We start from the raw sequence: 26,979 nt of genomic DNA, 5'->3' as shown, positions 1-26,979 counted from the left end.
AGTAGCCATTGTAGTAGCTACATTAATGCCTATTTAAATACCTAGTGTAGAGATTTCCATTTCTTATGATGAAAATGTGGTCAGCCGCTCTTATTTTGTTTAGCTCTTTTTTACAAAGGCGCTAGCGGAGCCTGATCGAGTTTTACAAGCAAGCACACTGAATTATCCCCCTTATCAATACATAGAGAATGAACGGCTCAAAGGTATTGCTGCCGATATGATTAAAGAGGCATTAACACGTACAGGGCCTTATCAAGTTGATTTTAAGTTCTATCCTTGGAAAAGAGCGGTGCATCTTACAGAGCATAGCCAGAGTGATCTGAATTTTTAATGCCGGAAAAAATAGGGCACGACATCAATGGGGGCGTTATGTAAATAGTGTCCTTATTGAACAGAGCCATGTTTTATTCAAACGAAAAAATCATTCGTTTAGTGTCTCGCCAGATTACAGTGACACACAGGATAAAGTGATCTCTATTCGAAGTGGTTATTTATATGGTGATGGCTTTTTTCGTCAGACTATTGATGATGGCCGTTTTTTGGCGGTAATGCACTCTGATTCAACCGCTTAAAGTGTTAAGCAGCTTTTGAATAAGCGTATTGATATGTTTATTGGAGATCAATTACCTGTTTTGTATTACATCAAAGAGCAGGGCCTAGAAGATCAAATAGATATGGTGCTTTATGATAGCGCTAAGTTAGAAGTACTTTACTGGACGACTTATATCCTTTTTTCTAAAAAAAGAGTCTCTCCGCAACTGGTGTCTAAAGTTAATCAGGCGATGGAAGCTATGAAATTAGATGGGACTTATGATCAAATAATTAGACGTTACACAGAATAAAGACTGATGAGCTTAGAAGCCTCTGCAATTGGTTCACAGAGGCTTCTAGGTTTCAAATTACTGATTATCGAACAATGTAAGCCACTTACGCTGTTTCAATCCATTCTTTGAAAAGATCATTTCGATATACTGCTTGGCTTATAGAGTCGTAATCCAGAGCTTGTTCAGGTAGCTGACCGCATTTATCCATCTGTTCAAGTATAAAGGTTCCATGTTGAGGGTCTGGGGTATTTACGTTATCACCATGAAAGTGCTGTTCAATCTTTACTGGCGCTTGGTAGTGAGCAAGCTTTTCTGCGGCTTGATCTAGATAGGGAGGGAGTGAAAGCAGTTGGTTTAGCTCGGTTTCATTTTCAGGGTCTTCTGCCCATTGGCAAGCACCATAGAGTGCAGTGACAAGTGCTTTATGAGTGTTTGGGTTTTGTTCAGCCCAAGCTTGTGTGACGCCGAGTACTTTTTCCATATGAGCGCCCCATATTTGATGCCCTGTAGTGAGTAGGTGACCAGTTTCATCTATCATTGCGAGGCTATTCCAAGGCTCGCCTACACAATATCCATCAATACTCCCGTTCGATAGATTGTTGAGCATCTTGGTCGGAGGGACAGCAACTAATTGAATATCTTTTTCAGTATCGATATCGTGTTTATCGAGCCAGTAGCGTAGCTGGTAATGGTGGTTCGAGTAGGGATAAACCGTTGCAATGACTGCTGGGTCTTCTCTCTCTTGAATAAGCTGCTTGAATACTCCTCCAATCTCAGTGTCATTAGACCAGTTTGCAATCTGTGGCGATAATTGTGAATAAAGCTCTTGAGACAGTGTGATGGCTGTACCATTCTGGCTAAGAGCCAAAGCGGTTAGCATGGGGGTTTTGTTACCATTTAAACCTAGTGTGGAGGCTAAAGGCATAGGAGCCAGCATGTGAGCACCATCATAAAGGCCGAAGCTAACTTTATCGCGGATAGATGCCCATGATGATTCTTTGCATAAAATAACATTTAACCCTTGTTCTTGAAAAAAACCTTTCTCTCTAGCAATGACGAGAGGTGCGCAGTCTAGTAGTGCAACAAATCCTAGTTTGAGCTCTGTTTTCTCTGGTAAAGATGTCGCCGACATAACTAATTCTCTCTTACTTACTTAAACCGTTTGATAATTCCAAAACTTCAATGACATTCTGTGCAACGTTAGGGAGCTTCTGACCGCGGTCCATTGCTAGTTTGCGAAGTGTTTCAAATGCTTGTTTTTCGTCACAGCCCTGATGTTTCATAAGCATGCCTTTCGCTTTTTCAATTACTTTGCGGTCAGCTAACTGAGTTTTGGTTTTTTCTAATTCAGCTCGCAAAGAGCTATGGGCATCGAAATGGGCGATGGCCGTATCCATAATAGCTTTCACCCTATCGGGTTGAAGGCCATCTGCAATGTATGCACTTACGCCTGCATTAATTGCATCAGACATAGTTTTGCGATCGTTCTGTTGCTCTGCAAAAAATACAATGGGGCGCGGGTTGTTTTTACTCATCGTTGCCATGCTTTCTAATGTGTCACGATTAGGAGAGTCCATATCGATAATGACAATATCAGGATGCTTCTCCTTCACATGGTCATTAAGGTCAGAGGTATTAGGGAGTTGACAGACAACATGATGCCCGATCGAATGAAGTGCATCTTTCAATGCAGCAACTCTTTCAGGCTCATCATCGATCAGTAGTACATTTAGACGTTTCAAATTACTCATGAATCCATTTCCGGCTTTGGATGGTAAGTAAAAGCAATTACTGTTCCATAAAGTGTAGTGCTTATTTGTATCTATCTTCGGATCTTAGATGATTCATTTAATTTGGGGGAAAGTAGGTGCTCGATATAAATTTTCACCCCATGACCCAAGCTGGCACACTGCTTGCTCCATCAGGCTATCTATATTGATACAACATATAGAATTTTGAGTTTGTTTACATAAGCAGAGACGCAATGGCGCGTACTTACTTTGGCTAATTAGCTAATAGGGGGTATGCGCCTTTTATTTCTAAGCCCCTAAGTAAGTATGCCTCAGCTGTTGCGCAGAATAGTTTTGGAGAATCTGATGCATAAAATGACAACTTGTCCCTACTGTGGCGTGGGCTGTGGAGTGAAAGCAGAGATACAGGACGATTGTGTCGTTGGCGTTAAAGGTGATCAGTCTCACCCATCTAACTTTGGCCGTTTATGCGTTAAAGGCTCAGCGCTAAGCGAAGTGCTTGGTAGTGATGGAAGGTTACTTTCTCCAGTCGTTGATGGTTACCCTTCTGATTGGGGTTCTGCACTAGAAAGGGTCTCTGAAGAATTTTCACGCACTATTTTAGAGCATGGTCCTGATTCTGTCGCCTTCTATCTTTCAGGTCAGTTACTCACAGAAGATTACTATGTTGCTAATAAACTGATGAAGGGATTTATCGGCAGTGCGAACGTAGATACAAACTCTAGATTATGTATGTCCTCTGCCGTAGCTGGATACAAGCGTGCATTTGGCAGTGATACTGTGCCTTGTTCCTATGAAGACTTAGAAAAGTCAGATCTCTTGGTTTTGGTCGGCAGTAATACAGCTTGGAACCATCCTATTCTTTATCAAAGAATGCAGGCTGCTAAAAAGAAAAATCCTGATCTTAAAGTCATTGTGATTGATCCAAGACGGACAGCGACTTGTGACCTTGCCGACCTTCATTTAGCGTTAAAGCCAGGGACCGATAGTGAACTTTTTTCTGGTTTATTGAGCTATTTGGCTAAAGAGGAACATCTAAATAAGACTTACATTGATCAGTTTACTGAAGGCTTTGATGAAGCTTTAGTCTCAGCATTGCAGCAGTTTGAAAGCCTTGAGGCGATTGCTACGCATTGTGATGTGGATAAGTCTAAGTTGGAGCAGTTCTATAAGTTGTTTTCTGAAACTGAAAAGGTCGTTACTTTTTACTCTCAAGGAGTCAACCAGTCCTTCAGTGGTACAGATAACTCTAATGCCATTATTAACTGTCATTTAGCAACCGGTCGAATCGGTATTGAAGGGGCAGGGCCTTTCTCAATTACCGGGCAGCCAAATGCTATGGGTGGTCGTGAGGTGGGTGGGTTAGCTAACCAACTTGCTGCGCATATGGACTTCTCTTCCCAAGAATCAATTGATCGTGTCGCACGCTTTTGGAATGCGACTCGTATTGCAACAGCGGATGGCTTAAAAGCCATTGATCTATTTAATGCTATAGAAGAGGGCAAGATAAAAGCATTGTGGGTTATGGGTACAAACCCTGCTGTGAGTTTGCCTAATACAAATCAGGTTGCTAGAGCACTGGAAAAATGTCCCTTTGTTGTTGTTTCCGATTGTATGTCTACTACAGAAACACTTCAGTTTGCTGATGTAGGCTTACCCGCAACTGGCTGGAGTGAGAAAAACGGCACTGTAACCAATGCGGAGCGCAGAATTTCACGTCAAAGGGGATTATTGCCCCCGACAGGCGAGGCAAAACACGATTGGTGGATTGTATCTGAAGTGGCAAAACGAATGGGCTTCGGTGACCAATTCAATTATCAGCATCCTGCGGAAATCTTTGCAGAGCATGCTGCTCTTTCCGGTTATGAAAATAACGGTAGCCGTGATTTTGATATTAGCTTGTATAAAGATATCGATATCTCCACTTATGATGAATTAAAACCGGTACAGTGGCCGGTGACTGAAGGCGCTCCTTATGGCACCGCAAGAATGTTTACCGATGGGCGCTTTTATACTCCATCGGGGCGGGCCAGATTCATCCCGATCAAGGTTACAGTCCCTGTACAACAGCCGACATCTGATTACCCGTACAAGTTAAATACCGGCCGAATTCGTGATCAGTGGCATACTATGGCGGTCAGTGGGCGTGCAGCACGTTTATTCCAGCATCGAGATGAACCTTTTGTTGAGCTGTGTCAGGCTGATGCTAATGAAGAAGATATTGTTGATGGAGAATTAGTTAAACTTAGCCACCCTCAAGGTGAGTTTATAGGGCGTGCCCGAGTTGTTGATATTGAACAACGTTCGGGAGAGCTTTTTGTACCGATGCATTGGAATAATGCATTTAGCTCAAAAGGAAAAATGGGAGCGCTATTAGAATCGGTCACAGACCCTATATCTGGACAGCCAGAATCGAAACATGGGCGAGTTAGCATCGCAGCCCTTGAGCCTCAGTGGGAAGGCTGGTTGATGTGTCAAACGGGTGCGGAAGTTAATCTACCCGTTGAGTACTGGTCAAAAGTACCGAAAGAGGGTGTGAATTTCTATCACCTTGCAGATACAGCGCGTTTAGATAATGCTTTAGAGTGGTGTAAAGAGCATTTAGGCGATGTTGATATTTGGTTAGAGGATAAAGGCACACAAAGTTTTAGAGCTGCTGGTTTAGACGGCGAGCAGTTACGTTGGGCTTTCTTTGTGATGCCTTATGGGCAAATACCATCAACCCGTTGGTTGGAAGAGATGTTCGCTGAACAAGAGCTTTCACCAGATCAGCGCCGCTTTTTATTAAGTGTAACTGGGTGTGAAATTGAAGACCCGGGTGCGATTGTGTGTAGTTGCTATCAAGTGGGGAGCAATGCCATTAATGATGCAATTGATGAAGGCTGTTGTTCAGTCGATGCTTTAGGTGAAAAGTTAAAGTGTGGAACCAATTGTGGTTCATGTATTCCTGAACTGAATGGATTGATTGCGAACAGAAAAAATTAAGCAGAATTAAAAACCAGAGAAAAGCCATTGCATTTAATGTAGAGCTTTCCAGAGTAGAGAAAATTGATGGCATCACTAGATGCCTTTTTTTTTCCTGCTATCTTATAGGTAGGGTATTGAATAAAATCATATTTATTTGTACAAATCAGTGACTGTTTTCTGCTTTAGGAGTCATGTTTGAAGTCTACCGTTGTACGCACGCTTTATCTTATTTCAGGCATATTATGTGTATTGCTTGGACTTGTTGGTGTCGTACTCCCTCTTTTGCCTACCACGCCTTTTTTGTTGGTGGCTGCATTCTGCTTCTCACGTAGTTCTGAACGTTTACATCAAGCGTTGTTAAATAATCAGCTCTTTGGTCAGCTCATTAGAGACTGGGAAACAGACGGTATTATACCTTTGAAGGCAAAAATACTTGCGACAAGTATGATGTTGTTAATGGTAAGTTATCCTTTGTTTTTTAAAACTTTTCATTTAGGTTTAAAAGCGATGGTCGTAGTGACTATCCTATGCGCAATGACATATATCTGGTCGCGTCCGTCAACGCCTGTATTGAAGTAAGGAGAAGGAATGCGTTTTTTCACCGGTGTTGGGTTTAATTACCTAATCCTTGTCTTATTTGTAGGGATAACCTCCTCGGTGCAGGCCATTTCTTTTACTGAAGAGGAGCAGGCTTACCTTGCGAACAAGTCATCTATATCGATGTGCATTGATCCCGATTGGATGCCTTTTGAAGCGATAGATGAAAGTGGCCAGCATGTTGGGCTTTCAGCTGACTACATGGCTGAATATTCAAAGATGATTGGTGTAAAAATAGAGTTGGTAAAAACATCGACTTGGAGTGAATCTCTTCTTAAGGCGCAAGCGCGTGAATGCGATATCGTAGCGATGCTCAATTCTAGCCCTGAACGTTCAAAGTACCTCAACTTTACCAAGCCTTATGTTACTGCTGCGGTTGCATTAATTAGTCGTAGTGATGTGTTGTTTATAGATGGATTGGCTGCTTTGGAAGGTAAAACCTTAGCGATGCCAAAAAGCTATATCTATGAGGAACTGATTAAAAGAGACTATCCCGGCATTCATGTTATCTACACATCTAACCAGCAAGAATCGATCAAGCTGGTTTCAACGGGGCGCGCTTATGCTTCTATTGGTACGCAAATAACCTTGCTTCGGGACATCCAACTGTTAGCTACGCAAAACGTAAAAGTAGCAGGATTTACTGAGTATAAAAGTATTTTACGTGTCGGTATCCGTAATGATGATCCCGTCTTATTAAGCATTTTTTCTAAAGCTGTAGATGAATTACCCGCCGCCCGTGCCAATGAAATGTTACAGCGCTGGTATAGCGTAACGGTCGAAAACAAAATTGATTTTACGTTGCTCTGGTTAATTCTGGCTTTTTTCGCCGTGAGTCTATTTGCTTTCTTTATGCGCCTTCGAAGTGTGCGTCGGTTTAATGAAATACTCAGTGAGAAGAATGTTCAGTTAGAGCGCTTAAGTCAGACCGACCACCTAACAGGTCTTTATAACCGCCTTAAAACAGATGAAGTAATTAAATCAGAGATAGCACGAGCAGATAGATATGGCGGCTCTTTTAGTGTGATGATATTTGATATTGATTTATTCAAACAGATTAATGACACCAAAGGTCATCAAGTAGGCGACCGAGTACTCATACAAATGAGTCGTTTAGTGGATAATAACTTGCGTGAGCCCGATGTGTTAGGACGTTGGGGCGGTGAAGAGTTTATGATTGTGAGCCCCGAGCTTGATGCAGGGGGAGCGGCTTTATTAGCTGAAAAGCTAAGAGTATTGGTTGAAGATTATGTATTTCCTGAGCAAGTTAAAGTGACTATTAGCTTTGGCGTTGCAGAATATCATATGGGGGATTCGCCTAATGTGCTGCTTAGCCGTGCGGATAAACTTTTATATGAAGCTAAAAGTGCAGGGCGTAATCTAGTGAAAGTGGCCTAATATGGCAGTGCTGTCGTTATTGACGCACTATCTATCCATATAATCCTTACCTGCCTCATACTTTCTCAGAAGGCGTTAAGTGAACTCTATCGCCTTACCCTTACCCTTACCCTTACCCTTACCCTTACCTATGGCTTACCTATAGCTGGCTCTGTTTTTACAGTTTGATTAGACCTGAGTTCATCGCAATATACGTTAGATCGACCAATGTATTGGCGTTCAACTTATTTTTAATCTGTGAACTGTAATTAGCGATGGTTTTGTAGCCTAAGCAAAGGTTTTCAGAAATTTCCCGGGTATTCATCCCTTTTGCTAGTAGGCAGAAAACATCAAATTCACGGGGTGAAAGAGATTCAATTTTCTGCTCAATCGGGTCTGTTTCGCTTGAGGCGGGCTTTAGGCTGTTGTGTGTATCCGCTGATGGTAGTTCAGAATACATCTCCCCTTGGCTGACTGTAAATATAGCTTCTGCGAGAACCTCGGCGGCTCTGTTTTTGTTAATGTACCCTCTTGCACCTGCTTGAATAGAACGCTGTTCATAAATGGCTGCTTCATGGATGCTATAAACAAGAATTATAGTGTCTGGTGAACTACGTAATATTCTTCGTATCGCTTCTAGACCACCTATTCCTGGCATTGATAGATCCATTACAACCACGTCTGGTTGGTACATTCTGCAATGAGTTAGTGCTTCCTCACCGCAGCAAGAGGTGCTTATCTCACCAATTTGAGGGTAGGAAGAGAGCAGCATTTGAAAGCCCAATCGAACGACCTCGTGATCGTCAACCAGTAGAATATTAATTGTAGATTTCATTGCGGTTTTCCATATATAGGTAGATTGGTATAAATGGCGACGCCTTCTCCCGGAGAAGATTGAATCGCAAATGTCCCTCCTTGGCTTTCAGCGCGTTCCCTTATACCTCGTAAGCCGAAGCCTTGTTCCGTAGGAGAGTTTGTAAGTCCTTTACCGTTATCAATGACGGAGAGGGTTATCTGTTGAGCGTTACTCTGAAGAGAGACGTTAACCTTCGATGCATCGGAATGCTTGGCTACATTGTTAAGGCACTCTTGAATAATACGGTAGATATGAATCCCCACCTCATTATTGATATTGTTGAGAGGGTTTTCATAATGGAGGTCGATTTTTATAGCGTTATGAGCGATCGACCATTCATTGACTAGATTTTTTAAGGTGTCCCCTAAGCCTAATTCAGCCAGACTTAGTGGATGAAGGGCTCTCATTCTTGAACGAATTATTCCGGTAAGGTGATCGCAAGTCTTGATAATTGTCTCAGGTGCGACAGGTGATGACACAGTCTGTTGCTTTATTGCAACAGCCATCGCTTTTATAGCGGTAAGTGATTGCCCCATTTCATCATGTAGTTCTTGGGCAATACTTTTCCGTTCACGTTCTTGAATATTTAAACTGTGGTAGGTTAATTCTCGGTTATTGCGTTGTGCAGTTTTTAGTTCGTAAGAAAGTTCATTAATCCCCTTGGCTATAATATCGAACTCATTGATCGTGCTGTCTGGCAGTGATGAAGAAAAGTTACTGCAGGAGATTTTTTTTAGCCCGGTTAATATTTCTTGAACAGCTTGTATGATTGTGTTGCTTATTGAGTTGATCGTGATGAGTAACACACTCAGGATGGCAACAATTGACCAGAACAGAGTAAGAAGCTCCTGCCATGCCTCAACAATTTCATCACTGGGGTCTGCCATAACAATCATGCTGGGTGCATGTCCAGGTGGCGTAATCTGGCGCCTGAGCATAGGCAGATCGCTCGTCATAATCTCAGTAAACCAAAGGGGGGCTGATTCGTTATTTGACCGGTCGTCTTTAATTTTACTGTGTAAAATATTCGTTGAAATATCTTCTAAATCACTCATTTCAATCTTTATATGCCGAACTGCTTGCATACTTGAGATGTAGCTTATCCATAGTTTCTCATTCTGTTCGAAAGGTTGTTGCTGTAGAGCTGTAGTGAATTCAAGCATTGCTTTAACCAGTTTAAAAGAGGAGGTTACCTCCTCTTTAACGGATTGTTTCGCATCCCAGATCGCAATGGCGCTACCAGTAATAAGACTGATTATGACAGCAGTAAAAATACGGATATGAATCTGGTTTCGTAAACTCACAATAGGGCCTGTTCGATATAAAGCAGATTAAAAATCAAATCGGTTTAAACATACCCTCAGCAGAAATTATGCCAGAACGAAGTGTTTTTTAAGGCGGTGCCTGAATAGAGAGGTTAGACCTAAAACCCAAAAGAAAAGGAAATTTTCCTATAACACTCGCCAAATAAACTCGGCTAGGATGTTTTCAGCGAGTGCCACCCACCCCCTTGCAGGCCCTAAGTTAGCTAGGATGGCGAGCTTAGGTGTCTAGCAATAAGAGAAATTGTGAAGTGGGAAATGCGCTCGGGAAGTTCGGGAAAGGCTCCCTACTAAAGTCCACATTCAGTTACTGCTAACAGCTCATTCGTTAGCGAGTTATGAAACTGTAATGTTGCAAGCACGTTTTAAACGTCATGGTATCAAGGAAAGATACTCGTTAAGAAAGGGATTGTTTAGATTATCAAAATTAAGTTGGAGCTGCGCTGATGAAGGTTGAGAATAAAAACGCTGAATCAGCGAAACAAAAACTGCTCGAGTTATTTGATGATGTCTTAACTCATGACGGCTTTGGCGAAATAAGGATTGAAACAAAAATCCTAAAACGCCAACAGAAAGAAGTGATTTTACATTGCGGCAAACAGTATCGTTTTGTCGTAGATGTTTAAAAGTTTACATCTAAGAAACAACTAAAAGTTAAGAGTGCAAAGCGAGTTTGCGTCTTTAAAAAATAAGAATAAAAAAATCCAAAAGTCTGTTCGGGTCAGATGCGGTACATATGCTGAGAATTGAAAATGATGACAAGTAAGATGAAAGAAAGCATTGCGAAGTTCATGAAGGCCGATCTGTCTCAAGTTAAAGACACAGAGCTACGCGCTAAAGGCGAGAAACTACAGTCTAAACAGGGCGGTTTTACACTGCTTGAGTTGTTGGTTGTAGTTGCGATCCTAGCAATTATCGCAGGTTCCGTTATTGCGTCTCTTGATGGAAAAGAAGAAGGTGCTGCTCAGGCAACAGCTGTACATACAATGGCTACGCTTGAAAGTGGCTTAAAAGTTTTTGAAACGACTGAGAAAAGAACATTGCCGGAAGAGCTTGAGTCAATGATTTGTGTTGGTGGTTTTGATACTTCAGTGAATGGGGAGTTGACACTTGATACTGACGATCTCTCTACTGCTGCTGCGGCTGCAATTTTACTAGGTAATGGTGTAAATACATCGAACGTTGCACGTATTCATGGTGGTTTGACCGAAGATAAGCATAGTGCGCTAACTGTTGAGCCAATCTTACAGACAACTGAAGTGTTTGGGACGCTGCAGGATGCCGGTTTAACTAGCTTACGTTATACAACGCTTACATTGTGTAATGATGTGGCAGGTGATCTGATTCTAAATGATGATGCTGGTACAGCAGTGAATGATGTCGCATTGGTTGATGTAACGAAGCCAAACTTAGTATTCCGTGATCCTGTATTTGAAGGCGATGAGTGGGAATATGGCGCGGGTGCTGCTGTAGATTTAACTACAACGTTAGCGGCTGAATCTGTACCGATCGCTTTCCATACTGAGCCTGAGGAGATTGGTGCTGACGATGACGATATCGTAGCTGTTTTTGGTATTGGCCCAGATTCATCGCTAACAAATGAGATTATTGGACGTGCTCCATCTGACGGTAACGTGGGTCCAGATAAGTATGGTCATTTCACTCTAGCTGTAGTTGTAGGTGAATGTGAAGGCGGTATTGAAGAAGATGGTACAGGTAGTGTAAGTGGTACAGATTGTACTGATCCAGCTAACTGGGATTCTGATGATGGTGTGCGTGTACTAGCTGTACTTGATGGCGGCGGTGATGCATACGACGACGAAATCGCTGAAGCAAAAGGTAACGAAGAAGAGTAATTCTTTCGATTAATTAAGGCAGGGGGTTCCCCTGCCTTTTTTATTGATTTGAAGAAATACGTTGTAAGTAAAGAATAAGGAAAAAGCTCAATTAAAAGGATTTTAATGGTTTAAAACGGCCGTAGTTGATGACTGACTTTATAGGTTAATCATTTAAGGAAAGCGGTCAGGATTGATTAAATTATTATAAAAACAATAAAAATACGGCTATCTATGTCTTTAGCGAATAAACACAATGCTTTCTTAAAAAGAAGTGTACAGCTTAATACAGACTGTTTTCCTAAAAGTGTCAGGGACGCCGCTTTCAGGAAAGCAGTTTTTCGCTATCAGGGTGGTTTTACTCTATTAGAGATGATTGTTGTCGCGGCGCTGTTATTAGTGGTCGCAGGTGGAGTCGTCACCTCATTCCGTGATGTGGGTTCTGATGCCAGTGAACAAGCCGCACGCTTCCAGATGCAGCAATTAGGTGAAGCCATCGAAGCTTACTATGCTGATAATGACACAATACCTACACGTACCACCCCAGCCGATCTCTCTTTCCTTTTTACCAAACCAGCTTCGGCTGCTGATTGGAATATGGATTACCGTCGTGGTTGGCGTGGGCCTTATCTGAGTGGGCACAAATACCTTTACGTTGATATTGGCGATGATCTCACTGTGAATGGTCGCAGTGAAGACGATAGTTCTATTCATGGAGAACCGAACCTTATTGCCGCCGGTGGGGACGTCATTGAATCTGTTGTTGCTATAGCCGATCCCTTTTATCACTACCCCGTGGATGATGGCGTTAATCGAAGTACTGATGGTTGTAATACCGCAGACTGCCTATTTGAATGGCGTAAAACTAAGGATGATGACAGCACTCTTTTGACACGTTTTGGTCGTCCTTATCTGGCAATTGATTTAGAAAATTTGCAGGATTCATCGATTGTGCCGGGCGCTGCTCGCTTAGTTAGTTTGGGTAGTAATGGCATCTACGAGCCTAATGACTGCGATTACACTGAGATCGATGATTCCGATCCCGATTTTTGTCATCAGGATCTTTTATGTAGCAGCAGCGGGGATGATATCGTTTTATGTCTTCGTTAATGCACAGCTCTTCAAATTCAGTTTCAAGCCCTAAGCCCTCTTCACGCGTAGGACATTCCTTGTATTCTCGTTCTTTTTATCAGAAGCAAAAGGGCTTCACTCTGCTTGAGTTAGTACTCGTGATGCTGATTATCGGTCTTGTCGCGAGCACTCCGTTGGTCTTTATCGATAACCAAGATAATCAGTTTCGTTATAATGAAACGCTGGATAAAATGACGCTGATAGAGCGTGCTGTTCTTCAACAGAATATCTACCGAAATCAACCTATTTTATCGGGTTTTGTGGTGGACAACGGTGTGTTACCTCCGGCAAGTGGAACCGCAACGCAGGATGCTTCAGAGCTGTTTCCTTTGATTAAAAAGGATGGGGCTTGGAATATTGATAGCTCCAATGATTGGGAATCTTGGGGAATGAAAACGCCCCACGTAAAAGTTAGTGGCGGTTCTCCTATTGTGTTAGCTAGCCATCAACAGTTGAAGGGCTATCGCGGGAGTTATTTAAGTGATGGCTTAGACAGTAGTGGTGAATTTTTAGATAGCTGGGGACTGGGTTTTGAGGTTAGTAATGCCGCTGACGAGTACTCATTCAATTATAAAGGCGATGATGGCGCGCACCCTGCGCCTTATGATGTGCCCGTATCTGGTGCTATTGCCGCTTTAGATTGGCGAGTTCCGCTTAATCAGATTGATATTCAGCTGACCAATAATACCGGTGAAACTCAAATTGTTGCGGTGGCTGTTTTTCAGAATAAAGCAGTGGCTGATGATGAAGACCGCTGGACTACTTATTATTTTCCTGTATTGGATACTGCAACAGAAAACTCTCTTTCGTTCACTACCTCTCAATGGCAGAAAGATGGTGCCAGTGTGGGAAGCCCTGGAAGCGTTTATATTCCTGCAGGGCAACACGCTGTCTTTGTGATTGATAGTTCCAACAATGTTACAACCTACGATCGTTTACTTGTCATTCCCCGTTCTACGCAGCCCGCGCTGCAATTTGAGGTTAATTGATGTTGTCTTTCCTGAATAAAAAAACAGCGGGCAAGGGGATTCTTGTTCTTAAAACCAATGGCTTTGATCTGCGTGCTACGGTGGTTAATGGCAGTCGAGATCAGCTTAAGGTAACTGTCTCCGTTTCATCTGCCAAAGTAGATCCTGTTGCAGCGTTAAGTGATGTTTTTGAACAACTTAAAAATGTATTGGGAAAAAATATTCCTAATAACGTTTTGCTGTTACATATCAGTGCGATCCCCGGTTTAGTCAGTGTTTCTGAAAGTTTCGAGTCTACCGACAATGATAATCTGCTAGAGATGCTCCGTTGGGAGATGGAAGGGATTGTGGCGTTACAATCCCCCAATTGGGATCTGGGCTGGCTGCTCATGGGGCGCGGTTATATTAGCTTTGAACAGCGGGATGAACTGGTACAGTTGGTAGCTGAAGAGAAACGTTTGACCGCACAATCGGGTGGTCGCAGTCCTATGCGTTTTGGCGAAGTGGCTATTCGCGAGGGAATGGCTTCCCAAGAGCAGATTGCTGAATGCTTACAGATTCAGCAAAAGCTTCAGCTATCTGATCAGCGTTTGTTAACGCAGTGGCGTCCTCAAGCTTTAAGCTCCCCCGTTGATGATGAGTTTATAGATCCGGAAGATAGCGGCATTCAGTATCTATGTAGCTCTATGCCCATTGCACAGTATCAGCAGTGGTTAAATGCGGTTAAAAAACTGAGTGGCAGTTCGGGTATTCCTAACCTTAATTTAAGGCAGGTGTATCCTTTTGCCGGTTCGACTGTTGCATTGCTGAATGGCATAGAAGAAACCGTTTTATTGACTGAGTTCCATCAGGCTTATGTTTTTTGTGCGGTGGTTAGCAAGGGCCGAGTACGCGATGTTGCAATGGTGAAATGTTCAGCTCATAGATTGGATATTTCTGCCGTGGCAGAGATTATGGGCAGTGACTCTTTTGTGGAAGTAGAACGTTGGGTTGCAGCGGATATTGATCAGAACCATGGGGATCAAATTGCGTTACTTGAAGATATTTTCCAACTAACGCCTGAATCTCTCGTAGAGAAAATAGCGCTTAATATACCTACGGGGCGCGAAGGGTTGCTGTGTGAGCTAGGTGTGGCTCAGCACTTTCTCGGTGCTTCTCCTCTTTCTATATCTCCTTTGGCTGGTATGCCACCACCAGACCCTATCTACCGTAGCCAAGGTTTTAAAGCCGCGATGGCGGCCATGGTTATTCCATTAATCATTGCCGGCTATGAGGGGTATTATTATTGGAAACTGGAGTCCTTAAAAGAGACGTTGATTGCAGAAGAGCAGCAGCTTGCTCGTTATAAAGAGTCTAAGAAGGAGCAGCGTGAAGAGTATGGTGAGGCGAAGCAAAACATTGAAGTGTTCACTGAAAAAGAGAAACAGTTAACCAGCTTGCAATCAGAAAAACAGTTGGTTGAACAGGTGATTGTTAAGCGTCAGGCATTTATGTCACGTCTGCTCCCTGTGCTGTCTGAAAGTATCAATGAGGGGGTGGTTTTAGAAACCATAAAGGAGAACCGTTGGTATGAGTTCTCTTTGACGGGTCGAGCGGTAGACCAAGCCAGTATTGATGATTTTAACCAGGTTCTATCGATCAGCTTAGAATCGCTACATATGTATATTGATAAAAGCCCAAGCAGTTTTAGTGGAAATCGTGCAGGTGATGCCGCCCTTATGCAAAATGGTGTTTATGCTTTTGAGTTTTTGTTAAAGCATGAGGGGGGCAAATAATGACTGCGTTTGCTGACATGAATACCCGAGAAAAAATATTACTCTGCGTGTTGGTTGCGGCCCTCATTCTTGGTGGGTATATCTTTACCCGTGGCGCTGATCTGCAGAAACAGGTGCTTATTCTTGAAGATCAACAGGAGTCGATGGAAAAGAAAGTTGTTCGTGAGAAAAAGAGATACAAAGACCTTGAACTACCAGAATTAAACGGTAAAAAAATCCGTTCCAAAGATATAAAGAAACTCGAGAAAATGGTTGAAGAGGAGCAAGCATTGCTCTCTGGTTTTGGCCATGTGTTTGTAGATCTACGTGATAAATCCAAGCTGGCAAAGTTGCTAGGTCAAATTAATCACCAGGCTGAAAAGAATAACTTGCAGCTGCTCTCCAAAATACAGAGTGAAGTTAACCTGATTGACTTTATCTCTAAAAATAAAACGTCTGCCCCTTCAACCTCTTTAAATCGTCCGCTTTACGATCTTCATCTACAAGGTGGATACAGTGCGCTTCATGGGTTTATTCAGCAACTGACTAAATTGGAATACTCGGTTGTGCCTATAAAAATGCAAGTAAATGGCACTAACCGTACAGCGATTGGTGGGGGGCGAGTGTTAGAAGTTCAACTGACACTGGCGCTGTGATAGATAACGAAATGATGGATAAAGCATTGAACATAGAAGAATACAAAGCTGAATTCGAAGCCTTATTGGCGCTTATGTTGACGCAGAATGCATCCGACCTACATTGTTCTGCCGGTGTATCTCCGGTCCTACGTATTCATGGCGAACTGATCGAGCAGACAGTCTTATCCAGCCTAAATAAAGAGTCACTCGCTTGCATGGCAGAGGCCGTATTATCCGCCGATCAGTACCAACACTTAATGAGTCAGCGCAGTTTTGATTTAGGTTATAGCAATAAGAACGGTGACCGCTTTAGGTTGAATTTCTATTTCGAACGAGGCTGTTTAGCTTTTGCTATTCGTTCTTTACATAACTCTTTTGCAACCTTTGAGCAGTTACGTTTGCCATCGCAATTGGAATCGATTGTGGATTTGAAGGATGGGCTTGTGCTTGTGACGGGTACAACCGGGAGTGGTAAATCGACCACACTGGCAAGCATTATTAACAAGATCAATGAAACCCGCGCCTGTCATATTTTGACGATCGAAGATCCAATCGAGTTTATCCACACTAACAATCGAGCCGTTGTACATCAGCGTGAAGTAGGGGATGACGTACTTACGTTTGCAGATGCGATAAGAAGCGCAATGCGAGAAGATCCGGATGTGATGCTACTCGGCGAGATGCGTGATCTTGAAACCATGCATGCAGCGATTACCGCCGCTGAAACGGGGCATCTTGTATTTGCAACGCTGCATACTAATGATGCAGTCGGTGTTATTGATCGATTAATTGGCATGTTCCCAGGGGATTTACAGAATACGGTACGCCAGCAGTTATCTATGAGTTTACGTGCGGTAGTGACACAGACCTTAGTGCGAACTGTCGATGATGTGGGGCGTGTACCTATCAATGAAATTGTAATGGTCAACAGTGCGGTATCAAACCTTATTCGCGAACACAGTTCATCGCAGATCCGCTCGGTGATGGAGACTGGGCGTGCTCAGGGCAATCAAACCTTAGAGTTTGCATTGGCTCAACGCGTAAAAGATAAGTTAATTACCCGTGATAAGGCACTTCAACTGACCACTAGAAAAGAGCAATTTGAAAATGCGCTCAGGGTTTTAAACAGGTAGTGCTATGAGTATCCGGGAAAAGTGGTTGTTAGAAGCCGCCGTTAATCAGGGCTTAATTACAGAGCAGCAGCAAGCTGAGGCGCGCTTAAATACTCGTCGCTTACAGTTGGACCTTGTAACAACACTTTGTTATCAGCAGCGCCTCCCTCCCAGTAGTTTTTATCATGCTTATGCGACTCAACGGGGTTTGCTCTATCTACGTGCGTCCAAGTTTTGGATTAATCATAAGCAGATGACGCTTATTCCTCAAAGCTTTGTTCATCAGTTTCGTATTTTACCTATCGATATTAAAGGCGAAAGTAACGAACAAGTGCATGTAGTGACCGATTCACCTGAGAACCCCACATTAGATAAACAGTTAGCCCGTTTATTCAAAACAGAGGTTATATTATGTGTTGTCGATCCAGATACGTTTGAAAGCTGTCTGCGTATCGATCTAGACCTACATACCCCTGAGACCGGATTTGATGCGGTTAAATCCTTCGAACAGCTTTTAAATCAAGCTTATATGCATCGTGCTTCAGATATTCACATTGAGCCTCAAGTGGATCATTACCTGATCCGCCTACGTGTGGATGGTCGCTTACAGCAGTTTGGTAAACGCTTCTCGCTTTCGGAAGGAAGCTCTTTAGTTAGCCGTATTAAAGTGATGTCCAATCTTGATATAGCGGAAACACGTATGCCGCAAGATGGTGGTGCGGACCATGTGACGCCTTACAATATTGAGTTTGAAATGCGTGTCGCTACAGCCCCTACTAAACATGGTGAAAGGGTTACGCTTCGATTATTAGGCACTGACAATCAGCTGTTTACTTTAAAACAGTTGGGGATGTCGGATGAAACTTTAGATCAGTTTGGACGAGTGATCGCGCAGCCCCACGGTATTGTGTTGATCACAGGGCCGACGGGTAGCGGTAAGTCCACCACTCTCTATGCCGCACTTTCACAACTGAAATCTGAAAGCACCAATATATTGACCGCAGAAGACCCGGTCGAGATGGTGGTTGAAGGTGTTTCGCAGGTACAGATGAACGCGAAAGTTAATTTTGCATCTGCATTACGTAGCTTTTTACGTCATGATCCCGATGTCATTATGGTCGGCGAGATTCGAGATGCAGAAACCGCAGAGATCGCTCTTAAGGCGGCTAACACCGGTCATATGGTGTTATCGACTCTACATACTAACTCTGCAATTGCGAGTATTACGCGCCTTAAAAATATAGGTCTAGAGCCTTTTATGATCGCTTCGAGTCTACAAGGCATTGTGGCCCAGCGCTTAGCTCGCAAGCTTTGTCCGCATTGTAAGTTAGAGATGCCAGCTGATTATTCAGAGCTAAGTGCACTCGGTTTAGATATGGATCAGTCGATCTCCTTATATCATCCACAGGGTTGTTCATTATGTGATGGTACTGGCTTTAAGGGGCGTATCGCATTTTTTGAAACCCTTTGGATCGATGATTTCCTTCGTGAGCTAATTACGAAAGGTGGGGATGAACAGCAGATACGTAAAAACGCACAGCATTATATAAGCCTTGTTAGTGATGGTCGTGCAAAGGTGTTGCAAGGGTTAACCAGTTTGGAAGAGCTACGTCATCTAGGTTTAGCTAATCAGTTAGTGGAGGATGATGTATGAAGTTCTCCTACAACGGAATGACGACGGCAGGTGAAGTAAGCAGTGGTAGTGTGTCAGCTGTCGATCATGATGCTGCGATCGCTAAACTGCAGAAGAAGGGTATCTACATTACGGATATCCGAGAAAGTGCATCTACGGCTGATAAAGGAAAGTTAAGTGGTGATGCCCTTGAGCAGCTTGCCGCTATTTTTCCGGTTAAAAACTCTCAAAAAATATTCTTCTTTCGTCAGTTTGCTCTAATGATTCGCTCGGGGCTTTCGGTAACAGAAGGGTTGAATATACTCAGAGGGATTCAGAAGGGCCGCATGCGCATGATCATTGATGACTTGAGTGATCAGATCAGTGCGGGCCGCTCATTTTCACAAGCGCTGGAAAAATACGAAGCTATTTTTTCGCCTTTGGCGCTGCATATGATTCGCAGTGCAGAAGCCAGTGGTGAGCTAGAACCTGCCTTAGTACGCATAGCCGATTTCATGGAGCGTCAGGCAGAAACCAAATCCCAGCTTATTAGTGCGATGACTTATCCGGCTGTAGTTCTGTTGATGACGATCGGTATCTTCATCTTCCTGATGACTACAGTGATACCTAAGTTTGCAGCCTTCTTTGAAAAAACGGGACGAACCCCACCGCCAGAAATGCTTCAGATGATGGGCATCTCTCATTTTCTTCAGCATTCTTGGTGGTTGATTGTATTACTGCTAGTGACGTTATCCGTTGCCATAACGGTTATTTATAAAAACCCTAAAGGGCGTTTGTGGATCGATCTCTTTCTTTTAAAAACCCCGTTGATTGGAACGATGATCTCTGCAAACTCTATGTCGCAGATTACTTGGGGTTTAAGCAGTATGTTGCAGAGTGGGATCTCAGTTGTTCAATCATTAAAAATTGTCAGCTCACTGATTAATAATCAAATGATCGCTCGGGATATCTCTCGTGCAGCGGAAGATATTCTTCAGGGCGGCGATATGGGCAGTAGCTTTCGTAAGCCCCATATTGAAGGGCTCATTCAAGAGATGACTTTAGTTGGTGAGCGCACTGGTAATATGGTCCAGGTGATGAAGGATGCTGGCAAGTTTTATGAAGAACGTGTGCGCTCTATCACAAAGGCCTTAGCAGGGGCGATGGAACCTATATCAATGTTGTTGATTGGGGGCGTCGTAGGTTACGTCTATTTTGGCTTCTTTAAATCAATGTTTGCGGTATCAGGTTAATTACTTATGAAACGGATTTATCTATTAATCGCACTGTTATCTATAAATTCTGCTTTTGCAGCGGATGTTCTTGTTATGCGTGATCCTTTTAGTGAACCTCAAACGTTGCAAAAGCGAGGGGAGTCTCAGGGGATAAATGAGCTTATCAGTAATTTTGGTAAAGGTTTTAGACGAACCGCAGAAGATATTGAGGTCCCTGAACTGCTGTTTAAAGGTTATGTGGATAGAGGGGAAGGTTTACCCCCAATGGCGCTGATTCAAATTTCAGGTAAGCGCGTGCATATGGTGACGGTGGGTGATGAAATTAATATTGATCCCTCAAATCCGCGTCATGCGATTCGAATTACCAATATATCTAGATTAAGTATTACGGTTGAAGCAGGCCGATTAGGGCAGATGAAGGTGCTGAGATAATGAGGTTGTTAAGTAGAAAAATGATGAAGTTAATCCTGAGTGTTTTCATTATCTTGTGGGCGAATCTCTCTTTTGCAGCGGTCAAAATATCTGAGATTGAATTTTCAGATACTCGTTTAGCCGATGTCGTGCGCACCCTTTCGGAACTGTCTAATTCCAATATTATTGCTACGCCTACGGCCATTAATAAACGCATAACAATCCATCTTAAAAATGTCACAGAGATTGATGCGATCAAATCAATCTGTCGTATCAGTGATCTTTGGTATCGCTACGATGAAGATACAAATACATACCGAATTATGGCGCGTGAGGAATATACCCGTGATTTAGTGGTACGGGAAAGTCAGCGTATAGAAGTGTTCCGTCTGCGTAATGCGAATGTGAAGATTATCGCTCAGGCGATAGAGGACCTTTATGGTGACCGGGTTGAGCTGTCATTAGGGATTGAAGCAGGAGCCTCCAATTCCTCTTCATCAAATAGATCAAGTAGTAACTCCAGAGATAGTCGTTCTCGAAATAGTTCTTCTAGCAGTAATAACCGAAGTACGGCAGTAAATAACGCGCCGCAGCTCTCATTGGCGCAGGTCGAGCAGTTAACTCGCCAAGCTTCTAATAATGGAGTTTCGTTAGCTCCCAACAGTTTGCAGGCTGTAACCCTTAAAGCGCAGCCTATCTATATTACGGTTAACAATGAACACAATATGATCATCGCGCGAACTGATGATGATAAGGTACTTTCATCGATTGGCAGTCTTGTGAAAAAGATGGATATACCGGTGCCGCAGGTAATGTTAGAGATGAAAATCTTAAGCATTACCTTAGGTGATGACTTTAACTCGATTTTTAATTTTGAACTGATGCCTTCAGGTAATAATAAGTCAACTCAGCCAATATCTTTGGGAAACAATGCTCTGTTTAATTCGGGTTCATTTATCTATGAATTTTTAAATGACAGCCTGCGCGCTAATATTGAGTTTCTAGAGGAAAATAAGCGCCTAAAAATTCTATCGAATCCGATGGTTCTTGCCTCTAATCACCGTCAAGCCGATCTGTTTATTGGTGAAGAAAGTATCATGACCCGTGGTTTTACCTTTAATCCGGCGACCATTGAAGATGGCATTGTAATTTCACCTGCTTATGTTGAAACAGATACTGAGCTGCGGGAGATCGGTATCTCTTTAAGAATTACGCCTCGTATTAACAGTGATGGCTCTGTTTTGTTAGATCTAGAACAAGAGAGCTCAACGTTGAATCCAGGTGGGGGAACTGTTCCAGTGTCAGATGGATCGGGTAACGTTGTTAACCTTGCAATAGATACAGTCAATACATCGCGTTTACGTGGAATTGTTGCCGCTCAGAATAATCTTACCGTAGCAGTGGGTGGTTTGATCCGTACATCCGTGTCTAAGAATGAGCGTAAAGTGCCTTTGTTGGGTGATGTACCTGTTTTGGGTAAGGCGTTTACCAGTACAATTGAAAGTGAAGAAGAAACGGAGATGGTATTGTTGATTACGCCGCGTATTTTGAATACGCCAAAGAGCAGTGTACGTTTAGAACGACAAGATAATCGCTTCTACCAACAGATGAATCAGGGCTTCCCTGATCCTAAACCTGCTGAACCGCGTTTTTTTAAACCGAAAACTGAGCCATTAGTGCCTATTTCTGTGTCGGATACGGCGCCTAATTTGAAAACCGAGGCTCAACTTCAACAATCGCCAGAGCTGCAAATACAAAGAGCTCAGCCAGTAAAAAGAGCTCAGCCCGTAGCTGCGCCTAAGCCTATACAGTCTGAGCAAGAAAATGCTGCTCAAGATTGGTTTAAGTCTAATGGCGCGGTGATGAACGGTGCAGGCTAACGTACAGATTTAGAAAGGCGATTTAGAAGATCGATCTAGAAGACCGGTTTTGAAGACAGATCTAGAAGGCAGATCTTGAAGGTAAATAGCGCCTTGTATAAACGCTTATTTCACTGATCATCATATTACAGAGAGTTAGCTTATAAACTAACGCTCTGTAATATTTTACTAATCCCAGCTTTTTTAACCTCTTCAGCCTGATCCTTATTTTTTACCAGAATAGAACCGCTAAAAGCCAAAGCATTAAGTGATATGCCAGCATAACTTTCTGATGAACGTGGAACAACTAACATCCATTTCTGAGTTAAGAGTAAGTTATAGGCAGGTAGTTGTTCTGAATGCTCAGAATCAGTAAAACAATCTAACCCTAAAGTCATTCTTAAACGATCATATAAATGCTTGAGTTGTATAGCGGCGTCTTTAGCTTCATCTTCACTTTTGTTTGGGTCAAATAGGCCAGCAGGCAAGGCGAGGGCCGCATGTTTAAAAGGCAGTGTCTCTAATTCACGTGGTACTTCATCGTTTAGCATCTCTAGTTGCGGATTAAGTCCTACGAGCTGATTTATAGAGTCGGGCGCTTTAATCAGCTGAATATGTTTATGCTGTTGGCTGGCTCCAGCGGTTTTTCCGCCGTTATAAAACGCGAGGGCAGGGGCCGCGGATAAGCATTCATGAAGCGCATTAAAGTCCTGTTGATGCAGCACTGAAATCTGCAACTCAAACTGTTGGGTAACAAGCAGTAAGTGCTGATCTAACACATTATATTTATTTAAAAGGCATTTATGATTGGGGCCAATATTAGTCACAAAAAGTTCTGAATCATGCTCTAGAAAGGGATTTCTTTTAACGCTTGCTTCTAAACTGTTTTGATCCGTTTTAGTAAAGGTGGGGGACTGTTTTTCACCGAGGTTTTCAAGCGTTCTAATGTAGAAAGTAAGCCCTGCTTCTGTAACAGTCTCCACTGAAGCTTGGTAACTAAGAAGTGCTTTTGATTCGTAAGCCGCTTGGGTGACTTTAGCGGCTTTATCCCAGAGCTCTGATAGCATAAGGTTTTCTCCTGTAGAGTGCATTATACTGATGCTTTATAGCTCTATATCCTGACTAATCAGGCACAAGTTATTATCTCTATATGCGAAAAATTATAAAAATATGAAACGAGTCAATGCTTCATTAAAAGCTAAAATATTACTTCTTTCAATCTTGCCGCTGATCTTGGTAACGGTCGCGATCACTATGATCAGCTTAAGCCAAGCTCGTATTTTGTCTGAGCAAGAGATCAATACCTTCGAAGAGAACCTGTTGAACTCTAAACACCAAGAGTTACAACATTATGTTGCTCTGGCAATGAACTCGATAGCTTATATTGTGGATAAAGCCGAGCCGGGTGACAAGGAAGCTGAAGCTGAAGTTAAGCGCATTCTGCAAGGCTTAACTTATGGCGATGATGGTTACTTCTTTCTATATGATCGTGAAGGAACAAACTTAGTTCATCCCATTCAGCCAGAATTAGTTGGGCAAAACTTAATCGACTTACAAGATACCAACGGTAAATATGTAATCCGTGATCTTATTGACCTTGCAGAAAAGGGCGGAGGTTTTTATCGCTATCTGTGGCGTAAACCTTCTAAGGGTGATCTTGAGGAAAAATTAAGTTTTGTCGTCAATGTTCCAAAATTTAACTGGATGATGGGGACTGGACTATACATTGATGATATAGCCAAAGAAGTAGCGGATATACGCTTAAAAGTAACCCGCAATATCCGAAATACCTTTTTCACTGTTGTCGTTATCTTATCTGGAACCGTTATTGTCATTGCATTGGTGGGGGTTGCTATTAACATGCATGCATCCCAATTAGCGGATGAACGCTTACGGGAATTAGCGCATCGCTATGTTCAGTTTCAGGTGAGTCAACGCAGAAATTTTGCTCGAGAGTTGCATGACGGTATCAATCAATTGATGGTATCGGTGAAATTTAGGCTAGAGTTAGCACGCGATAAGTTAGTTAAAAAAGATGATTCAGCTGTCAATGATATTAATAAAGGCTGTGATGTTCTGAATATGGCGATCCAAGAAGTTCGGCGCATCTCCCATGATTTAAGACCGATCCAACTAGATGATTTAGGCCTTGAATCTGCTTTACACAGTATGACCAATGACTTTTCTGAGCGAACCTCAATTGAGATGAACGTTCTTTTAGAGCTTCCCGAGCAACGTTTGCCTGACGATATAGAGATCTCTCTGTATCGTATAGCGCAGGAAGCTCTCATGAATATAGAAAAGCATGCAGAGGCAGGGCATGTCGGCTTAACTATATGGTCACGTGAAGGCTATATTTGGATCGAGGTCTCTGATGATGGCAAAGGTTTCACCCCTGATAAAGATGATTCAGGTATAGGCCTGTTAAATATGCGTGAGCGTACAGAACTTTTAAGTGGTCGCTTTAGTTTAAAAAGTCGGGTAGGTTCAGGCACACGACTCAAAGCTGGGTTTGCAATTCTCTAGGAGTAGATAGACACAATGCTTAAAGATAAAGAGATTCGGGTATTGCTGGTGGATGACCACCCTCTTGTTTTAGATGGAATAAGTGCCCGTCTAGAAGGCGAACCCTCCCTAGAGATTGTAGGTATGGCGAATGATGGAAAGCAGGCATTAGAACTCGCTGCTGAACTTAAGCCCGATGTGGTCTTAATGGATATCTCAATGCCCGTGATGAATGGGTTTGAGGCATCAGAACGATTCCACGCTGAACAGCCAGATGTCAAAGTCTTAATCCTAAGCATGCATGATGACCGAGAATATATTCTTAAACTCATCAAATGCGGCGCGGCGGGCTATGTCTTAAAAGATGTCTCATCTACAGAGCTCATCTCCGCAATCGAAACCGTATACGGTGGCGGCACCTATTTCAGTTCCGGTGCTTCGCAATCCCTCTTTAGCCAGTTTGATCAAGAACGGGCTGGCACACCTAATGTTGTTCAAGAAGCTCTGACAGGACGTGAAAAGGATGTCTTAAAGCTTGTCGCTGAAGGCAACAGCAATAAAGAGATAGCCCGTACTTTAGATATCTCTGTAAGGACTGTTGAAACCCATCGTCAAAATATAAAGAGTAAACTGGATATACATACCGCAGCAGGTTTGACTCGTTACGCGATAGAAAATCAGTTAGTGGATTAAGTGGTTTTTTCTCTAAGCACACTAATTACTTAAATTCACAGAAGAAATATAAACTAAGGCTTGAAGCCGCTAAGCGGCTGAGTATAATAGCCAGCGTTGCTTCCACAGTGAAACAACCACTCTAGGACTATAGCTCAGTTGGTTAGAGCGCTACCTTGACATGGTAGAGGTCGGCAGTTCGAATCTGCCTAGTCCTACCAACCACGCGGCCTGCGGGGTTAGGGGTTGCTAACTTGGTGCGCTTGAAATACATGTTTTAGGGTTAAAAACGACCGATTTTACCCGATTTCACCTTGTTTTTGTTACACACTTACAGCCCTGATTATCCTCATAAATTACCGAAAAAGTGTGTCGACATCAACATCTCTTAGATTTACTTTCTGATGTACTCTCTAGATTGCTACTATTTGCAGTTCATGTCAGAAGGGAATGTAAGACATGGATGCCATGAACACCGCTTTTGCGAAAGCTGTGGACTATTTATCCTCGATTATTTTTATACCTGCATTGATATGTGCTGTTTTTGTTGAATTAGGTCCTTTTGTGCAGAGTCAATTTGGGCTTGGACTGTTACCTACATATTTAATAGCTTTATGCGTTGGAGCTGTTTTAGTTCTAGTAATCCTTTTCCTAATATCTGAAATCGGTATCCGATTGTTAGTTTAGTTATTCTTTTTTTTTTTTTGCGTTTTTTGCTTAAAGACGATGCTATTATTTTCTTCTTTATTTAAGGGGGAGTAGTAGTACGGAACAAATGACTAACAACGATAATCAAGAACCTAAATTGATGAAAATCTCTCAGTTTAGAGAAACGTTTTTTGCTGAAGGGTCAGCCCCAACTGTAAAAACGATAAAAAAGTTGATATTAACAGGTGAGCTTACAGGTAAAACACTGGGTAGCACTCAGTACGTTGTTATTGATGAAAAAGTCACTACCTACGATCCAACTGTATTTGAAGAGTATTCTGAGGAAGCCATTGAAGAAAGTTTTCAGAAGCTATCTACCAAGGCTCTTGCCATCTATACAGATTTCATAAAATGTGATTAGAAAACCTATGGACGGAGAATGAAAAACTCTGTTGGTATAGAGTTATTTATGCTGTCCTTTTCCATGTTTGCAGTAACTGAGGAAACGACAATCGCTTCCTAAAACTAAATCATCTGAAATATAAAGGTAAATTAATATGAAAAATTTCAAAATGTTGCTAGCCATTGCTGCACTCACAGTATCTTCGTCGTTGTTTGCTCACGGTATGATGAACGGTAGCTATCCACAAGACGGAGCCATGATGATGGAGCCTACCGATAGAGTTGAAGTTAATTTTGCCAAACCAATGAAATTGGTCAGTCTCAAGGTTGTTGATTCTGGTGGCAAGCCAGTATCAATTGATTTTAAACGCTCTAAAGAAGCAGGGACTTCATTTAAAGCGATGGTACCGAATTTGAAATCAGATACATATAAAGTGCATTGGAAAGCCATGGGTGGTGACGGTCATATGATGAAAGGGTCGTTCGTTTTCATGCAGCACTAA

At 42.5% G+C, this 26,979-nt stretch carries 25 protein-coding genes and 1 tRNA gene; 21 read left to right on the top strand and 5 right to left on the bottom strand.

Annotation, left to right across the window (positions count from 1 at the left end; all coding sequences use genetic code 11):
* Window positions 1–157: 157 nt before the first annotated feature.
* Window positions 158–331 carry a transporter substrate-binding domain-containing protein gene (locus B4K11_RS18575; RefSeq protein ID WP_414689262.1) on the top strand — a complete coding sequence of 58 codons (174 nt, stop codon included), beginning with the start codon at window positions 158–160 and terminating at the stop codon, window positions 329–331.
* A 256-nt stretch (window positions 332–587) separates the two neighbouring features.
* Window positions 588–842, top strand: coding sequence for a transporter substrate-binding domain-containing protein (locus B4K11_RS02420; protein WP_292957310.1), 255 nt, complete (start codon window positions 588–590; stop codon window positions 840–842).
* An 85-nt stretch (window positions 843–927) separates the two neighbouring features.
* Here the strand turns inward: B4K11_RS02420 and B4K11_RS02415 are convergent, their stop codons facing one another.
* Both B4K11_RS02415 and B4K11_RS02410 read right to left on the bottom strand, forming a co-directional pair.
* A complete protein-coding gene (locus B4K11_RS02415; RefSeq protein ID WP_292957312.1) occupies window positions 928–1,956 on the bottom strand; it encodes a CmpA/NrtA family ABC transporter substrate-binding protein in 1,029 nt (342 codons plus the stop codon).
* 13 nt (window positions 1,957–1,969) lie between these two features.
* Window positions 1,970–2,575 (bottom strand): ANTAR domain-containing response regulator, encoded by a 606-nt coding sequence (locus tag B4K11_RS02410; RefSeq protein WP_292957314.1) that lies wholly within the window; start codon window positions 2,573–2,575, stop codon window positions 1,970–1,972.
* 345 nt (window positions 2,576–2,920) lie between these two features.
* Between B4K11_RS02410 and B4K11_RS02405 the strand changes: the two genes are divergently transcribed.
* The 3 genes from B4K11_RS02405 to B4K11_RS02395 all read left to right on the top strand — a co-directional run bounded on the left by B4K11_RS02405 (window position 2,921) and on the right by B4K11_RS02395 (window position 7,537).
* Window positions 2,921–5,560 carry a nitrate reductase gene (locus B4K11_RS02405; protein ID WP_292957316.1) on the top strand — a complete coding sequence of 880 codons (2,640 nt, stop codon included), beginning with the start codon at window positions 2,921–2,923 and terminating at the stop codon, window positions 5,558–5,560.
* 177 nt (window positions 5,561–5,737) lie between these two features.
* The gene (locus tag B4K11_RS02400) at window positions 5,738–6,121 is read left to right on the top strand and encodes a YbaN family protein (protein ID WP_292957318.1); all 384 of its coding nucleotides are present in this window, start codon (window positions 5,738–5,740) and stop codon (window positions 6,119–6,121) included.
* Window positions 6,122–6,130: 9 nt separating this feature from the next.
* The gene (locus B4K11_RS02395; protein ID WP_292957320.1) at window positions 6,131–7,537 is read left to right on the top strand and encodes a diguanylate cyclase; all 1,407 of its coding nucleotides are present in this window, start codon (window positions 6,131–6,133) and stop codon (window positions 7,535–7,537) included.
* 157 nt (window positions 7,538–7,694) lie between these two features.
* Here B4K11_RS02395 and B4K11_RS02390 read toward each other — a convergent pair whose 3' ends face one another.
* Both B4K11_RS02390 and B4K11_RS02385 read right to left on the bottom strand, forming a co-directional pair.
* Window positions 7,695–8,351, bottom strand: a complete 657-nt coding sequence (locus tag B4K11_RS02390) for a response regulator (protein ID WP_292957322.1) — start codon at window positions 8,349–8,351, stop codon at window positions 7,695–7,697.
* Complete coding sequence (locus B4K11_RS02385) at window positions 8,348–9,676, bottom strand: sensor histidine kinase (RefSeq protein ID WP_292957324.1); 1,329 nt, start codon at window positions 9,674–9,676, stop codon at window positions 8,348–8,350. Before B4K11_RS02385 ends, B4K11_RS02390 begins: the two co-directional genes overlap by 4 nt.
* 464 nt (window positions 9,677–10,140) lie before the next feature.
* Between B4K11_RS02385 and B4K11_RS02380 the strand changes: the two genes are divergently transcribed.
* The 11 genes from B4K11_RS02380 (at window position 10,141) to B4K11_RS02330 (ending at window position 22,270) form a co-directional block, all read left to right on the top strand.
* On the top strand, window positions 10,141–10,320 hold the full coding sequence (locus B4K11_RS02380) for a hypothetical protein (protein WP_292957326.1): 180 nt from the start codon (window positions 10,141–10,143) through the stop codon (window positions 10,318–10,320).
* A gap of 126 nt (window positions 10,321–10,446) precedes the next feature.
* Window positions 10,447–11,550, top strand: a complete 1,104-nt coding sequence (locus B4K11_RS02375; protein ID WP_292957328.1) for a type II secretion system protein — start codon at window positions 10,447–10,449, stop codon at window positions 11,548–11,550.
* A gap of 213 nt (window positions 11,551–11,763) precedes the next feature.
* A complete protein-coding gene (locus B4K11_RS02370) occupies window positions 11,764–12,639 on the top strand; it encodes a prepilin-type N-terminal cleavage/methylation domain-containing protein (protein WP_292957330.1) in 876 nt (291 codons plus the stop codon).
* Window positions 12,627–13,649: a type II secretion system protein gene (locus tag B4K11_RS02365; protein ID WP_292957332.1), complete on the top strand. Its 1,023-nt coding sequence runs from the start codon at window positions 12,627–12,629 to the stop codon at window positions 13,647–13,649. The genes B4K11_RS02370 and B4K11_RS02365 overlap by 13 nt, the downstream gene beginning before the upstream one ends.
* Complete coding sequence (locus tag B4K11_RS02360; protein ID WP_292957334.1) at window positions 13,649–15,403, top strand: hypothetical protein; 1,755 nt, start codon at window positions 13,649–13,651, stop codon at window positions 15,401–15,403. The genes B4K11_RS02365 and B4K11_RS02360 overlap by 1 nt, the downstream gene beginning before the upstream one ends.
* Window positions 15,403–16,038 (top strand): hypothetical protein, encoded by a 636-nt coding sequence (locus B4K11_RS02355; RefSeq protein WP_292957336.1) that lies wholly within the window; start codon window positions 15,403–15,405, stop codon window positions 16,036–16,038. Before B4K11_RS02360 ends, B4K11_RS02355 begins: the two co-directional genes overlap by 1 nt.
* Window positions 16,039–16,049: 11 nt before the next feature.
* Window positions 16,050–17,153: a type IV pilus twitching motility protein PilT gene (locus tag B4K11_RS02350; protein ID WP_292957338.1), complete on the top strand. Its 1,104-nt coding sequence runs from the start codon at window positions 16,050–16,052 to the stop codon at window positions 17,151–17,153.
* Between the two features lie 4 nt (window positions 17,154–17,157).
* Complete coding sequence (locus B4K11_RS02345) at window positions 17,158–18,786, top strand: GspE/PulE family protein (RefSeq protein WP_292957340.1); 1,629 nt, start codon at window positions 17,158–17,160, stop codon at window positions 18,784–18,786.
* A complete protein-coding gene (locus tag B4K11_RS02340) occupies window positions 18,783–19,997 on the top strand; it encodes a type II secretion system F family protein (protein WP_292957343.1) in 1,215 nt (404 codons plus the stop codon). The genes B4K11_RS02345 and B4K11_RS02340 overlap by 4 nt, the downstream gene beginning before the upstream one ends.
* A gap of 6 nt (window positions 19,998–20,003) precedes the next feature.
* Window positions 20,004–20,411, top strand: a complete 408-nt coding sequence (locus B4K11_RS02335) for a hypothetical protein (protein ID WP_292957346.1) — start codon at window positions 20,004–20,006, stop codon at window positions 20,409–20,411.
* A 20-nt stretch (window positions 20,412–20,431) separates the two neighbouring features.
* Window positions 20,432–22,270 (top strand): type II secretion system protein GspD, encoded by a 1,839-nt coding sequence (locus B4K11_RS02330; RefSeq protein WP_292957349.1) that lies wholly within the window; start codon window positions 20,432–20,434, stop codon window positions 22,268–22,270.
* Window positions 22,271–22,410: 140 nt separating this feature from the next.
* Here the strand turns inward: B4K11_RS02330 and B4K11_RS02325 are convergent, their stop codons facing one another.
* Window positions 22,411–23,340: a DUF4922 domain-containing protein gene (locus B4K11_RS02325; RefSeq protein WP_292959211.1), complete on the bottom strand. Its 930-nt coding sequence runs from the start codon at window positions 23,338–23,340 to the stop codon at window positions 22,411–22,413.
* A 79-nt stretch (window positions 23,341–23,419) separates the two neighbouring features.
* On the opposite strand from B4K11_RS02325, the gene B4K11_RS02320 reads away from it, so the two are divergent.
* From B4K11_RS02320 to B4K11_RS02300, 5 genes are all read left to right on the top strand, one after another.
* Window positions 23,420–24,775 carry a cache domain-containing protein gene (locus B4K11_RS02320; protein WP_292957355.1) on the top strand — a complete coding sequence of 452 codons (1,356 nt, stop codon included), beginning with the start codon at window positions 23,420–23,422 and terminating at the stop codon, window positions 24,773–24,775.
* Between the two features lie 15 nt (window positions 24,776–24,790).
* Window positions 24,791–25,447 carry a response regulator gene (locus B4K11_RS02315; protein WP_292957358.1) on the top strand — a complete coding sequence of 219 codons (657 nt, stop codon included), beginning with the start codon at window positions 24,791–24,793 and terminating at the stop codon, window positions 25,445–25,447.
* A gap of 123 nt (window positions 25,448–25,570) precedes the next feature.
* A tRNA-Val gene (locus tag B4K11_RS02310) sits at window positions 25,571–25,647 on the top strand.
* Between the two features lie 554 nt (window positions 25,648–26,201).
* The gene (locus tag B4K11_RS02305; protein WP_292957361.1) at window positions 26,202–26,495 is read left to right on the top strand and encodes a hypothetical protein; all 294 of its coding nucleotides are present in this window, start codon (window positions 26,202–26,204) and stop codon (window positions 26,493–26,495) included.
* A 136-nt stretch (window positions 26,496–26,631) separates the two neighbouring features.
* Complete coding sequence (locus B4K11_RS02300; protein WP_292957364.1) at window positions 26,632–26,979, top strand: copper resistance CopC family protein; 348 nt, start codon at window positions 26,632–26,634, stop codon at window positions 26,977–26,979.

The organism is Neptuniibacter sp. UBA6509 (genome assembly GCA_002435145.1).
Taxonomy (GTDB): Bacteria; Pseudomonadota; Gammaproteobacteria; order Pseudomonadales; family Balneatricaceae; genus Neptuniibacter.
The sequence above is the reverse complement of the archived record's forward strand: the minus strand, read 5'-3'. Positions and strand labels throughout refer to the sequence as shown.